Origin of the sequence: Companilactobacillus metriopterae, from assembly GCF_002762335.1 — a bacterium.
Taxonomy (GTDB): Bacteria; Bacillota; Bacilli; order Lactobacillales; family Lactobacillaceae; genus Companilactobacillus; species Companilactobacillus metriopterae.
The window spans coordinates 74,271-88,929 of the sequence record NZ_CP024610.1; the positions used below are offsets into that span (position 1 = coordinate 74,271).

Below are 14,659 nucleotides of genomic sequence, written 5' to 3' on the forward strand. Positions count from 1 at the left end.
TATAACACCTGTACATTTTACACGATTCTGCCCACAAAAAAAAGTAGTCATAGACTACTTTTCCTGTAATTAATTCTCTATATCTGATTCTTCGTATTCACGAATAGTTGTTATATCAATACGTTGTTTTGATTTTTGGTTGATATATTCATTTACTTTGTCGCTTCCTGCAACGATTGCAGTAATTTTATCAGCATCGTTAATGATACGTTCGACTTTTTCAGTGAACTTATTAACTGACATGACAACTGGAATAATTTCAAATCCGTAATTTCTCAATTTCAACAATTCATTATAATAAACTGAACTAACTGGAACAAAGATTGAGACTGGAATGCCTTTGAAGACTTTGTTTGCCAACCACCAAGAAACCAGAGCTTCCTCACTACTAAATTCTTCCAGTAGAACATTGCTTGATGTGAATAATTGAATATTTAAGCCATCTTCGTCAAAACTCTTGATTAATACCAGTGTGCCATCTTCACGATAATAGTTTTCGCGGACTAGTTTCTTTTCGTCCTTCTTATCGAAAAATTGTGTATATGATAGTACTTCGCGATTATCAAAATAATCTATACTTACAACTTTTTCATTGCGGAAATGCTTGATAACAGATATTTGTTGATTTTCATTGCGAGAAATTTCCATGACTATCTTGTTATTATCATCGAATACTTGATCAAGTTCAGGACTGACTGTTTCAACATAATATGTATCCTCAAAGGGAACATTCACTCCTGCAACATTTTCATAGATATCACGTTCTTGCAAATCATCGTATACATTTTCTAAAAATGAATCTTGTAAGAAATAACCTTGTGCTTGATAAGATTGCCATTTTTCTTCTAATTCATTGTCATATTGTGCTGTTATAAAGTTAGGCATCACTCCATTAAGTGATAGTAGTTCTGTCAGTTGTGACCAAATTTGAGTATTATCTTTTGTCGGTGTAACTGGCAATTTATCGATAAATGTATAGTAGCTACGACCACCATCTATGAATAATTCGTTTGCCATCTTGTCACTACCAAACCAGCGGCGAAGAGATGCATTGATTGTTTCAATACGTTTTTCAGCTTCACGACGTTGATCTTCATGAGTATTGTCGGCATTTTTCAAAACATGATTACAAAAACTACGGTCGAATAATAGATCGTGTCTCAATTGAGATTTAGTATTTTTAGTTTGCTCAATCAATGATTCTAAATCACTTTCAGTTAATTCCCATTGAACATCATTTTGTAAGGGATTATCTTGAGGAATGTAGTAAGAATCTTGCAATTGTTGATATTGATTTTCTCTAGGCAAATCCCTAGCAGAATCAAATTCTTCAGGGAAACCTGGATTGTTATCTTGTTGCCCGTACATCATAGGGTCTTGGTTATCATTAAAAGTCATAACGCACATCTCCATTCAAGAGGTATATATTTATCATAAATTATAGACCACTATACTCATTATGAGTCAGATGGTAATTCAGACTTAGGTTTTTCTTTACCTTTTCCAATGGAGTGAACTCCCAATATATCCAAGAAGAAGATAAAAATTGGAATTCCAATAATAAGTCCCCATGTACCAATCAACATTTCTGAAACGATCAAAATAACAAAAGTTAAGAATATTGGTAAATGAGTCATACTAGACATAAATTGCGGATTCAAGAAATATGTTTCGATTGAGTGAATAACTGCAACCATGATCAAAATATAGATGACATATCTCAATCCACCAACTGTATATCCGACAAAACTAAGCGGAACTAGTGAAATGATCACTCCAGCCACTGGAATAAGTGAAAGTATGAAAACCATAAATGCTAGAGCTACTAGGCCAGGCATCTTCATAACCGCCAAAGTTATAGTAGTCAAAACAGTGTTTACAATTGCTATAAAAATCTGTGCTTCAATGACAACACCAAATGTGTTTACAAATTTTTTACCAAAGAAGTTTAAATCTTTGAAAATCCAATCAAAATTACTTGTCAAAAAACGTCGACCGAATGCATTCATTTGATCTAGTTGAGAGGTATAAAAGAAACTCAATAAGAATGATAGTGCAATATTCAGACCAACTGCACCTACAGTTGAAATGTAATTGATTACTTGTGTTAGTCCGGATTTAATCTGATTGTCCAAATTAATCTGTTGAATATAAGAATAGACAAATTGATAGTATTGATTAGAGCTCAACTCTTTACTCTGATAGAACTTAGTCAATGAATTAATCATTTTCATAGTTTGATTAGCAAGCATTGGCACATAATTGGTAACAGCAAAGACCAGTAGACCAATGATAACCAGATACACCGGCGTTATAATCCAGATTGGTTTAACTTTAATATATTTTTGAACAAATCTTACTAATTGAACTGATAAAAATGTAAAAGTGAATGTTAGGAGGAATAAACTCATCATCCCTCTCATCAAGTAAAAAAATATTATCACTATTGCTAGCAAAACAAAGCGACGCAGACGTCGATTTTCAACGAATCGTTCGTACGATAACATGGCGTTCTCCTATTGATATTTATTAATTTTAATAATAACAGTATTCAGACAAATCGCCTAACCAATAGTTGATTTTAGAGCAGGAACTTTTAATTTTACATCGTTCACTTGTTTCCAAGTTACTGTTGTCAAATCCTTATCTGGTTGATTCAAGATGAATAATTTGTTTTCCAATTCACCAAATATCAAGAAATTACCAAGATTTGTTGATATAGCAGCACTCTTTTGCCCATCTTGAGAAGGAGAAACCATGAATACATATTGCATAGTTGGTTGTTGACTACCATCTTTTCCTGTCCCGATATATTCATCTGGCGCCAGATCAGAACCGAATTGATCACCAAAGTTAACTCCATAACTACCAATTTTTTTATTGTTATTTTCAGCAATAGCTCCTACTAATTGCATCAAGTCAGCATTAGAAGTAAGTGAATTAGCTTTGTAATCTTTATAATAATCAGACGTTTGAGTAATTGCATCAGCAATCTGCACTTGTTCTGTATCTGATGATACCAATTGAATTGCATTATTATCTGAAGATGTGATTGGTTCGAAATCGTCAGCGAACAAGTTCAATCCGTCATCGGTAATTTCAACTCTAGTTTTAGATCTATTTATTTGGTTAGCTTTTTTAGAATTAGTCTTCAAATTCATTCCTGATGGTAACAATCTATCAACATTTTGACCGCGGAAATAATAAGAAATAGTTAGTTGATTCATGGGTACTAAATAATATTTACCATATAGCGATTTGACCTGACCATTTTCAACTACAGTAGAAACGATATAGGGATTATCTTTTTCTTCTGTTTTTTCTTGTGGTGCATGTTCAGTGATAGTCATCTGGTAAGTACCGTTTGATTTGATTTCTAGATTAGCCAATGATCTATGTAGGTCAATAAGTGTTGAGAAATCAAATTTTCCAATCAGTCTTTCATCTTTGATAGCTTTGGCACCTTTATTTACATTTATCAAGTGATTAGCCATATCATCTACATTGATTTTTTGACCAGAATCTTTTTTCTCTTCTGTTGTATCATCTGAAGATGTCTTTTTTTCATTCTTAGAAATATAGGCTAGTTTGTATGTTTCTCCACCTGATTGAATTTGGTATCCCACCATATGTTTTCCATATATATTTTCAGAATAAGATTTCAGAATTTTAAAGTTTAGCGGTGAATCTTTTGTAGCGATAGATAGGGTCTTCTTGTCTCTAGCAATTTTATAGATAGGATTTTTGTTATCACTATCCAGACGTCTAACACCTATTGAGCCACCTATATTATTGACATCCCTAACTGATACTCTATTATCCTTTGTGAATTTTAGTGAAACCACATCGGAACTGCCTTCATCTTGATACATGTACCAAGTATTGTTAGACTCTGTCAAATCTTGCAAATCACTCTTACCACAGGCTGATAATAGTAACAGCAAACAAAATGCTGCTATAACTAACACTCTTTTTTTCATTAATCTATTCCCTTTTCCCTAAAAAAACTCATTACTTTAATTATACCTAATAATAAAATATATTTGATTTCAGAATAGAATAAAAGACCTACCAAATGGTAGGTCTTTTTGTTTGTTATTGAGCTGTAAATGTCGCGTATGTATCAATAACCCATTCTTTAGTTGATACACGATAGTAAGTGTGACCGTTGTAAACTCTACTTTGATCTGTATACCATGGTGTATTGTTTGCTAAAGCACGGTTTGAGTTTGAAGGTTGACCAGCATCATTGAACACTGAAATAGGAACAATTGAACCATTAGGATTCTTCACTTGAACAACACCTTCACCCTTGTTGTCACCGTTGATAGTTGTGCCACCACCGTTATTACCAGTTGATGTACCGCCCTTTAGGTTGTTATAGTAAGTACCTACAAGATCATAGAATTGATCCATGCTGTAACCCCATTTTGAGAAGTAACCAACAGGATCTGTATGATCTGTATCACCAAAGTTTTTACTTACATCATTATGTGACATAACAGTAGTACCTGGTGTGAATGGCAATCCATATTGAACCAGTTTGGAAGCAGTGTAGTAAGCATCATTGGCAACTGAACGTGCGAATGCATCAGTAGTACTTACTTCACATAGCTCGATTTGGATATATCTGGCATTAGCTGTAGGACCAGCTCCCCAAACACCATAATCAGTATTGTGGATATTCAAAGTTTCTTTGTCATCTACGAAAGCATGAACATAAGTACTGATATTCATCCATTCTCTATTGAAGTAAGTAGCTTCGTTTCTAGCTGTAGCTCCTGGTGTAGCTGTTTCGTGAATAACAACACCTTCAGGTTTACCAATACCGTTACGATAACCAAACATTCTTGTAAATGTTCCTTCTTCGTTAGTGATACCTACCGGTTGAATATTGTTATTAGTTATATATGTGTTGATTGCTGATGTTGCAGCTTGTACTTCTTGCACACTTTGTGTAGAAACTGAATTGTAAGTAGCAAATCCAAAAGTTGCAATTGCTGTTGCGGCAGCAATTTTTGCAATAAATTTCTTATGTCTGAACATAGTATTTTTCTCCCAAAAAATTAATTTGTAACCCTTAATAGTGAATTATAAGATCATTTCTGATAATAATCGATTATTTAAAACTAAAAGCTCTCACGAAATTTTTGTGAGAGCCTATATTTAATATCTAGTTAACTGTGAATGTTGCGTATGTATCTTCTACATATTCTTTTGTAGATACACGATAGTATTTGTGACCACCATATGTCTTAGATTGATCAGTGTACCAAGGTGTATTGTTTGCTAGCGCACGGTTTGAATTAACAGGTTTACCAGCAGCATTAAATTGTACAATTGGTACACTTGAGCTAGTTGAATTTGATACGTTTACCACACCTTCACCCTTGGCGTCGCCATTAGGAGAAGTTGTAGAACCACCACCAGCAGTAGTGCTACCCGAACCACTATCAACGGAAGTACCATTCTTCATATTGTTGTAATATGTAGAAACTAGAGCGTTGAATTGTTCCATATCATAGCCCCATGATGCAAAATATCCAACAGGGTCAGTATGGTTAGTTTCGTGGAACATATCTGACGTTTGTTTATGAGAAACAATTGTAGTACCTGGTTCGAATGGTAATCCATATTGAAGTAGCTTAGCTGCTGTATAGTAAGCATCATTGGCAACTGAACGTGCGAATGCATCAGCAGTACTTACCTCACATAATTCTACTTGAATATATCTTGAGTTGGCTGATGGACCAGCTCCCCAGACTGCATAATCAGTACTGTGAATATTCAAGATTTCCTTAGAATCTACAAAAGCGTGGACATATGTCTGTATAGATTGCCAATTATTATTGAAATATGTAGTTTCTGCTCTGGCTGATGCGCCAGGTGTAGCAGTTTCGTGAATAACGATTCCCTCAGGTTTACCAACACCATTACGATAAGAAATGAATTTTGTAAATGTTCCTTGTTCATATGTAATTGATGCAGGTTTGATATTGTTATCTACTATATATTGGTTAATCCAAGAATCAGCTTTAACTTCTACTGCAGCATTTGGTGAAACTTGATTGTATGTAACCAAGCCAAATGTTGCTAAAGCAGCTGCCGTAGCTATTCTTGCTATAAATTTTTTATGCAAAAACATTAATATTACCTTCCCTTTTCTTAACTCAATAAGTATAACAAGTTTTTTGATGAAAATATCCTTAGTAACAGAACTGTAAAACTATGTAACACATTGATAATCTTTTATAATTTTTTGACGTAATTTATCTCGATGATATCTCAAATTTCTATCACTGTATTTTAATATTTTTGCTAATTCTGTGAGAGATTTACCGTTATAGAAACATTCCGTCAGAATTATAGTTTCTATCTTTGTTAGATCGAGACTTGTGAAGTCTAGATCTAACTTATCAATTTCAGTGCTCTGTTCTATCTCTAGTCCTAACTCATGATTATCCTCAAATCGCTGATTTTGTCGCATCAAATCTAGTATTCTCCAACGTAACTTTTGATAAACATAGACATTGAATTTTTCTAGATTATCATTTCTTTTACAGTAATCTACATATGCCCGAGCATATATTATAAATCCCTCTTGTAAGTAATCTTGATAACTAGGATTATTTTGCCAAATTCCTAATTTTTTCAAAACACCGTGAATTAGTTTTTCATCTTGTATAGCTAATTCAAATCCTTCTTCTAAATTCATTTCAGTACTTCACCGATTACTCACAAGCGCTTGTGGCAATTAATAAAGTATCGAAAAATTATTTGTAATAATAATCGACAAAACTAAGATTATAGATTGATCTATCAACAAACTAGTCTAAACATTTCAACTAAATATAGCTCTAACTGGCAAGATTAGAAGATATGCTTTAACTTATTAATTCGTTGTTTATAACTTGTAATTAAATCTCTTTGACCTATTTCCCCATGAACCATCGAGTACAACATAGAGTTTTTGACAAAGTCAATCACAGGATTGAGATCTGATCTGACATTGTCCCTACTGCTGTGCCTCAGGCAATTACACAGATGATACTTCTGCAACATCCCTGTATCTTCAGATGGTTTCAGTTCATAATTCATCGTACCGACTAATCTTCTAATCGCAATATAAAATATCTCACTCAAGAAGCAACAATCATGCAATCGATCGTTTAAGTTACCTTTTGGAAATACTATTTTCACCTTTCCTTGTGATGTTTCAAATATCCCCTGTTGCTCATATTGGTTAAAATCTTCCACATGATGCACTCCTATCCAGTCAGTACTACCATGACTAGTACCTCGCATCGGCATGTAGGCATAATTACCATGTACTAACGGGATAAGTTGCTTTATTTCAAAATAATTAGCTAGAATCTTCGATAGTAAAATTCCCAATCGATTGTACTTATGAAACTCATTTATAACCTGCCTACTATTTTGACTAACAAAGAATACTCCCTTACTTTTATGCAAAATTATCGATTTGCCATAAGACAATTTTTCTTTTGAAACATCTAATACCGCTACGACATCAGGATCGACTTCAAAGTCTTCACTGATATAGAGTAACCGCAATCCATCCCCTAACAAGTACTTTTTACTAACTAGTACATCCTTAAACTGATATAACAAATTTGTCCTCCGCGCAAAAAAAAGACGCCTATTGGCGTCTTTTATATTAATTTGCTGTGTAAATACAATATTTTCCATTTACCCAACCGCCTGGTACTTCATACCATGTTTGGCCATCAACAATTTGCATTGAAGTGACGTCCCATGTTGTACCGTCTGACAATCTATTACCAGTAAATTGGTTATTAACTGCAGGTGAGTTATAAACGTTAACTGCATAACCTGGAATATAATTGATTTTAACAGAACCACTTACAGTCTTCACGTAATTAGTTCCCTTAACTTGGACATTGTCTGCACTTACCCATTGGTTACTTGCAACACGATACCATACTGAACCATCAGCGTGTGTTGACTTCTTGTCAATCTTCCAATCAGTTTTATTAGCAAGACTAACTTGCAATAACTTGTGATTGTCATCGTATAGTTTTGCACTTGGTGATGCTGTTACAGTAACAACATCTGGATAAGAAACAATTGTATCTTCTCCTTCATTGGCTGATGATTGTGTAGATCCAGCTTCTGAATTCAAGGTTACATCGTCGGCAAGGATATAAGCATTCTTACCAACCATGTAGAATTTGTTGCCATCTTCATCAAGAACATAAGCAGTAGTTACCCAGTCTGATTGATAAGGTAATACTCGACTTGTAGTTGAAGATAAATCTGGTGAACTGTATACAGTAGCACCACGAACAGATGAAATCTTAGCAATATCACTGATTTTTTCAGGTGCTTGTGTAGCTGATGAAGTTGAAGAATTCAACTTCACATCTGATGCTTTAACATATTCATGTGTTGATACTTGATAGTAAACAGAACCATCAGAAGTTACAACTTTTGATGCTACTTTCCATGGAGTACCATATCCTAAAGCTCTATTAGATGCTTGGTTAGGATAAGCGTCGATGTATAGACGTGCTGTACTCTTGTTGATTACTACAGCTACATCATCCATAGGTGTTTGTGTACCATTAACAACAGCTGATGAACCAGAGTTTGTGTCTCCACCAGTTGAGCCACCATTGTTGTTTCCAGTGGATGTATTAGTATCATACTGAGTTAGATTATATGTTTCAATAACGTTGTTCAAACTTTGAGCATATGTTGGAGAGGTTGCGTACTTACCTTGAAGTGCTTGTGTAGCATCCTTGTAAGTTGCAGCATTTTCTTTCCATGCACCAGAGTAGTATGTTGAATCCCATGAAACACCATTACGGATTTTATTACCATTGTCACCAAATGATTCTGTCCATGAAGGATATTTTCTAAAATTAGCACTTATATAGTAATATCCTTGTTCTTGGCTCCATTCACCTGTTTGGATAGTGTAGTAATTACCGTTGTAATCACCTTTCATACCAAATAGGTTATGAGCTTCGGTAGCCAATAATGATTGACCCCAAGAAGATTCCAAGATAGCTTGTGCCAACATTACTGATGTATATATATTGTATTTAGCAGCCATTTGTTGTGCTAGAGGGACTGCAGTTGCCAAGAATGCTTGTTGTTCTTGTGGTGTTGCTGCTTTAGTTGCGGCAGCTTGTGTAACTGCTTCAACAGCACTTCTACCCATAGATGCAGCTAGGCTAGCATCTCCTGCGTTAGCTGCAGATGCCTCTTCAGGTGTAGTAACAGGTGCACCTGTTTCATCCATAACAGATGCAACTGATGTATCCTTACCTGTAGATGATTGTGATGGTGATTGACTATCTGTGTCGTTTGATGTGTCAGATGCTCGAACTGCTTGTGTAGCTGTTGATGCTCCAACAGAAGTGATCAATCCAGCTAGTGCAGTGGAAGCAAGCCATTTCTTTTTCATTGCGATTTCCCCGTGATTTTGTTATTAAGTTAAATTTTTCTCTAATGATAACAGTACTATGATTTTGTCATCTCTTCAATATATTAGGTCAAACTGTAATACTTTTTAAACAAATAACATAAAAAAATTTAATAATTTTGAAACATATTTAAAAAAGCCTAATTCTCTGGACGAGAATAAGACTTTTTTTATCTCTCGATATAATCTACATAATCAGCTTCAATCCATTCGCCATCAGATGCGATACGGTAGAAGACTTTGCCGTCTTCACCAACACCCTTAGCGTCTGTATACCAAGCTGTTTGACCTTTTACAAATTTGTCTTGTAACATTTTGCGATTTGTTTCGAATGTGTCAAATAAGAATACGACATATCTGTCATCCTGATTTACTTTAACAATTCCGTTAACATCTGTAATCATGTTAGTACCACCTTTTGATTGCTTATGTTGTATTATACAACATTTGGGTATAAAAAAAACTCGCCGAAGCGAGTCTTAATTTTACTTTAAACTTTTAATTATTTAAAGTTAACACCTTGTCCAGCCATTACCCATTCAGTAGTTGATACACGGTAGTATACTACACCGTTAGCATCAGTACCTGTTTGGTCTGTAACCCATGATGTTCCACCAGCAACATATCTTGATGATGTCTTACCATCTTGTTGGTATAGTGGGTAAACAAATCCTGGTGTGTCTAGTACGACAACATGTGAACCTGTTAGAGTTTGGATGTTTGAGATACCTGTACCTGGATTTGTGCTGTCTTTGTATGTAACGTCAGATGCGTTGATCCATTCGTTAGTAGCAACACGATATTGTTTTTCACCAGCAGCGTTTGTACGTACTGAGTTTGTTTTCCAATCTGTACCACCAGCTAAAGCACGGTTAGCAACGTCTTTGTTGTCATCGTTCTTAAGTGTGTATACATCTTTTGAACCAGTTGTAACTACACCGTTAAGATCTGAGTATGTCCAACCATCAGAAACAGGTGCATCAGCAACGTTAACTTTACGAATAACTGCAAATGAATTGTCTGAAAGTGCAATCATATCAGCTGCTTTAACAGTTGATCCATTAATCGTAATAGAATAACCTGTTGTTACATCACCTAATTCTGTAAGGAATTCTGTCATTTGAGCATTGTTAACTGAAGTAACAACGATTCTTTGGTAGTATGTAGCATCATCTGCACCAAAATTAGCTTTTGTATATGTTGTTCCTGAACCTTTAATAGCACCATTTTCAGTTGTGTAAAGAACACCAGGGTTAAGATTCAATCCTGTAACTGTAGCACCACCGTTATTATTTGTAACTTTCAAATCTGATGAAGCAGATGTCTTAACAGCTGATGTAGCTGATGAAGGGTCTACTCTAATGCTATCTGAATATGTCACATTAGCTTTTTTAATAGCTTTTGCTGATTCAGTAGGTGTAAATACTACATCCTTTGCTTGATAAGCAGCTTCTGTAGAAGTTCCATTATTATATGTATATCCTAAAACATTAATTGTATATCCTTTACCAAGAGAATCCACCGCTTCAAGTTGAGTAGAGTTCTTTACAACTGTACCTTTTGAATTTGTGATAGTAAATACAATTTTCACATCATTAGCAGGCTTTGTTAATACATCTGTATCACCTGCATAGTTAGGATTTGCAACTTGTCCAAAATGACTAGAAAAGTTTGAATATGACATTGAAATTGTATTTTTTGTATCTAATACACTTCCACTAGTTGCAATTGGTAAATCTGATACTTCAGGTAAGTTGGCAGCAGCAAGACTGCTATTGTCTGACAAGCTAGTAATATAGCGAGTAGTAGCTGCCATAATAGTTCCTTGTGAATCATTATCTGCAGCCTTAACTGTAGTTGTAACGTTTGATGCGATTGGTGTTGCGATAGGAGCAACTGTTAGAAGTGCTGCAGCTGCGATTCCTGCGTATTTAATTGATTTCTTCATGTATATCCTCCGATTGAAACATTAATTTGTTTGTAATCATGTGAACGTGGTATTTCTCTCGACCACAGAACAAGTATATGAGATTGATAAATTTTAATCAATATCCTAGATATTAATTTATAATTTCTTAATTATTTCATTTATATTACAAAAAAAGACCGGCATTAAGCCGATCTCTTTTTTTGTGAACTATTTATTTAAATTGTTGATTATTTGAATGATACTCCTGTACCTTCCATCAACCATTCTGTTGTTGATACACGATAGTAAACATGTCCTTCAGCGTCTTTAGCTGTTTTATCTGTTAACCAATCTGTACCACCAGCTAATGCTCTACCGGCTTTTGATCCATCTGCTTGGAACAATGGATATACAAATCCTGGTGTAGAGATACTTACAACGTGTCTACCTTGCAAATCTTGAATATCTGTCAAGGCTGATGAACTTGTAGCAATAGAATCAGAGAATGTTACACTAGCTGCATCGATCCATTCACCTGTGGCAACACGGTATTGAACAGAACCGTCAGATTCTGTACGTTGTTGATCTGTTAGCCATGCTGTATTTGCTGCAAGAGCTTGGTTCTTGAATGATGTTGTTAAATCTCTTAACAGCAGTTCCTCCAGAATACGCATCGTTTTTTAGCGTTAAATTAATTAATGATTTTTCCCAAGACATATTTATTTCCCCTATACTTTTTATTTGTAAGTACTATAAATTGGCCAATTAAGTTGCTTACAATATTAATAACGTTTAACACGTTAGTAATCGGAAATTAATTTTTGATTTTTTTGCAACATGTTATAATGGGGTTTATAAGATTATCAATGGAGGTATTCAATGAAAAAATCTATTCTTATTCTTACTACTTTAGGCGCTGTGGTACTTATGCTTGCAGGCTGCAGCAGTTCCAATGGTAGTGGAGATTCCAGCGTATACAACTCAGCTATGGCTAATGGTGACAACGCGGTAAATGATCAAAATTATTCAGAAGCTTACGCTTATTACAAATCAGCTAATGAAGCTAAGAATGATGATAAGTCGAAGGCATCAGAGAATCAGGCTAAGAATCTTGTATCTGCTCAAAAACAAATGAACAGTCACAAGTTTGGTAAAGCCAAGACAACATTGAACAAAGTTAAAGACGAATCAAATGGTAATTCTACTATGAAATCTAATGCTAAGGATTTGATCAGTGATATCAAGAATATCAAGTCAGATCGTAGCGACTACTCAAAGAATGTTAAAAATGCAAAAACATTCTTTGAATCTGGTAATACAGAATCAGCTATTGCTCTTCTAAAAGAAGTTCTAAATGCTGAAAACATCAGAGATGCTTACTACTCTGATATCTATAAAGATGCAGTTGACCTATTGTTAGATCACACAGGTTCAACTACAACATCATCTAGCTCAAGTAGTAGTTCTTCATCAGATACTGGTAATGCTGCTAATGGTGATTTTGATGTAGTAGATAGAGGAAACATCTCTGCTTCCGATATCGAAAAAGCAAGGCAACAACTTAGAGATCAAGGTGTTAAGAACGTTGATGCTTGGAGTGACAACGACATAGTTATCGCTATCAAGAACGCTGCCGCTGATGGTCGTTCAACTATCAAAGAAAGTGACATCAAACAAAAATAATACAAAATAAAAAACCTCAATCATATGATTGAGGTTTTTTATTTGTTATTTAAAGCTAACTCCATTGTCAACTTTTACAAATTCGTTAGCAGATACTCTATAGAAGACATTTCCATTAGCATCTACCATTCTTTCATTAGTTAACCATGATGAACCACCAGCTAGATATCTATCAGTTGCTTTACCATTTATATCAAACAATCTGTAAACTGTACCCGGTGTGTCGAAGTTAACAACATGTGCTGTGCCATATTTTTGTGTTGAAGTAAGTGCTGTGTTTGCAGAAGCAGTTGCGCCATCTACATAAGTAATACCAGCAGCATCGATCCATTCGTTTGTAGCTACACGGTATTGAGTAACACCTGACTTGTTAGTACGAACAGCATTTGTCTTCCATGCTGACTTACCAGTTAAAGCACGATCTTTAACAAATTCGTTCTTGTCATTAGTTAGTGTGTAGAATGGATTTTCTTTTGTTGTAACAACACCAGTAACATCCTTTGTTTCCCATAGGTTGTCTTGAACGTCAACTGCAGGTGTGTTGTTAGTGTAAATAGTTCTTACAACAGTGAATTCATTTTTGTTGTAATTTGCATCAAATGTATCTGCAAATTCATCCCCCCTATATCCCTTTCCATTTACAACAATTGTGTAACTCGGAGAATTATCTTCTAAATGGTCGAATAATGCATTCAAATTGGCATTTGAGGATTTAACTGTCAGTGCTTGATAGTATGTAGCATTTGCTTTTTCAAATGTACCTGATGTTGGTGCATAAAGTTTAGAACCACCATTATCTTTGATAGCAGCATTTTCAGACGTGTATACACGTCCAGGTGCTACTGAATATCCATCTAATTGTTTGTCATCATTTTGATCGGTCATGAATAAGTCAATTGACTTAGGATCTGATAAATCTGAAATTTTTGACTTTAGATTAACTTTAACTTGTTTAGAATATTTAACATTAGCCGAAGTCAAGTTATTATCTGTAACTGATTTTGAATATTTTGAATAAACTAAAGTTTTTTCTGTTGGATTATAAGGTTTGTTTGTAGTTCCGTAAGTGTAACCATTTACAACAATCTTATATCCTATTTTTTCGTTATTAATAGCTAAAAGATCAGACCACTTTGTTACTTCAGTACCATCTAGTTTTTCCAAAGTTAACTGTAATTGAACATGAGAATCACTATCTGAAAGGATGCTATGTGATACATTTGATTGACCTGAGTTTGCCTGAAATCTACTATAATCAACATTTGTATTTATAGTATGATCTGCATTCTCATAAAAAATATTTGTTAAATCTGCAGAATTATTCCACTTTGTTGATGTTATACCGTAAATACTTGTCAATTTGTTATTGAATTTATCAATAGCTTTTTCCATATCGCTGTCACTGTGTGTTGCAGCCAAAGATGTTTGAGCTTTATAGTTAGCAATTGAAGGTGCAATTACTGGACTTGCGACAAGTATTGTAGCTGATAGCAATACTGCCATTTTTAAACTTTTTTTCATAATATTCTCCCCTATTTGTAATATATGAATATACAAATTAATTATAGTTGAGCTTTGAATTCAAAACAATCTAT

13 protein-coding genes are annotated in these 14,659 nt (G+C 34.6%); 1 reads left to right on the top strand and 12 read right to left on the bottom strand.

The window, feature by feature from the left end:
* Positions 1–69: 69 nt before the first annotated feature.
* The 11 genes from CS873_RS00435 to CS873_RS00485 form a co-directional block, all read right to left on the bottom strand.
* Positions 70–1,398, bottom strand: a complete 1,329-nt coding sequence (locus CS873_RS00435) for a hypothetical protein (protein WP_099973927.1) — start codon at positions 1,396–1,398, stop codon at positions 70–72.
* 59 nt (positions 1,399–1,457) lie between these two features.
* On the bottom strand, positions 1,458–2,507 hold the full coding sequence (locus CS873_RS00440; protein ID WP_099973928.1) for an AI-2E family transporter: 1,050 nt from the start codon (positions 2,505–2,507) through the stop codon (positions 1,458–1,460).
* Positions 2,508–2,564: 57 nt separating this feature from the next.
* Positions 2,565–3,980, bottom strand: a complete 1,416-nt coding sequence (locus CS873_RS00445) for a hypothetical protein (RefSeq protein WP_099973929.1) — start codon at positions 3,978–3,980, stop codon at positions 2,565–2,567.
* Between the two features lie 115 nt (positions 3,981–4,095).
* Positions 4,096–5,046 (bottom strand): peptidoglycan recognition protein family protein, encoded by a 951-nt coding sequence (locus tag CS873_RS00450; RefSeq protein ID WP_099973930.1) that lies wholly within the window; start codon positions 5,044–5,046, stop codon positions 4,096–4,098.
* A 127-nt stretch (positions 5,047–5,173) separates the two neighbouring features.
* Positions 5,174–6,145, bottom strand: a complete 972-nt coding sequence (locus CS873_RS00455; RefSeq protein ID WP_099973931.1) for a peptidoglycan recognition protein family protein — start codon at positions 6,143–6,145, stop codon at positions 5,174–5,176.
* Positions 6,146–6,226: 81 nt separating this feature from the next.
* Positions 6,227–6,715, bottom strand: a complete 489-nt coding sequence (locus CS873_RS00460; protein WP_099973932.1) for a hypothetical protein — start codon at positions 6,713–6,715, stop codon at positions 6,227–6,229.
* Between the two features lie 155 nt (positions 6,716–6,870).
* On the bottom strand, positions 6,871–7,575 hold the full coding sequence (locus CS873_RS00465) for a hypothetical protein (RefSeq protein WP_169922424.1): 705 nt from the start codon (positions 7,573–7,575) through the stop codon (positions 6,871–6,873).
* A gap of 103 nt (positions 7,576–7,678) precedes the next feature.
* A complete protein-coding gene (locus tag CS873_RS08275; RefSeq protein WP_099973934.1) occupies positions 7,679–9,454 on the bottom strand; it encodes a glycoside hydrolase family 73 protein in 1,776 nt (591 codons plus the stop codon).
* 188 nt (positions 9,455–9,642) lie between these two features.
* Positions 9,643–9,876 carry a hypothetical protein gene (locus CS873_RS00475; protein WP_099973935.1) on the bottom strand — a complete coding sequence of 78 codons (234 nt, stop codon included), beginning with the start codon at positions 9,874–9,876 and terminating at the stop codon, positions 9,643–9,645.
* 98 nt (positions 9,877–9,974) lie between these two features.
* The gene (locus tag CS873_RS08205; protein ID WP_099973936.1) at positions 9,975–11,420 is read right to left on the bottom strand and encodes an SLAP domain-containing protein; all 1,446 of its coding nucleotides are present in this window, start codon (positions 11,418–11,420) and stop codon (positions 9,975–9,977) included.
* Positions 11,421–11,629: 209 nt separating this feature from the next.
* Positions 11,630–12,055, bottom strand: coding sequence for a hypothetical protein (locus CS873_RS00485; protein WP_099973937.1), 426 nt, complete (start codon positions 12,053–12,055; stop codon positions 11,630–11,632).
* Positions 12,056–12,260: 205 nt separating this feature from the next.
* Here CS873_RS00485 and CS873_RS00490 point away from each other — a divergent pair, with 205 nt between their 5' ends.
* Positions 12,261–13,064, top strand: a complete 804-nt coding sequence (locus CS873_RS00490; RefSeq protein ID WP_099973938.1) for a hypothetical protein — start codon at positions 12,261–12,263, stop codon at positions 13,062–13,064.
* 45 nt (positions 13,065–13,109) lie between these two features.
* Here the strand turns inward: CS873_RS00490 and CS873_RS00495 are convergent, their stop codons facing one another.
* On the bottom strand, positions 13,110–14,585 hold the full coding sequence (locus CS873_RS00495) for a hypothetical protein (protein ID WP_099973939.1): 1,476 nt from the start codon (positions 14,583–14,585) through the stop codon (positions 13,110–13,112).
* Positions 14,586–14,659: the final 74 nt, after the last annotated feature.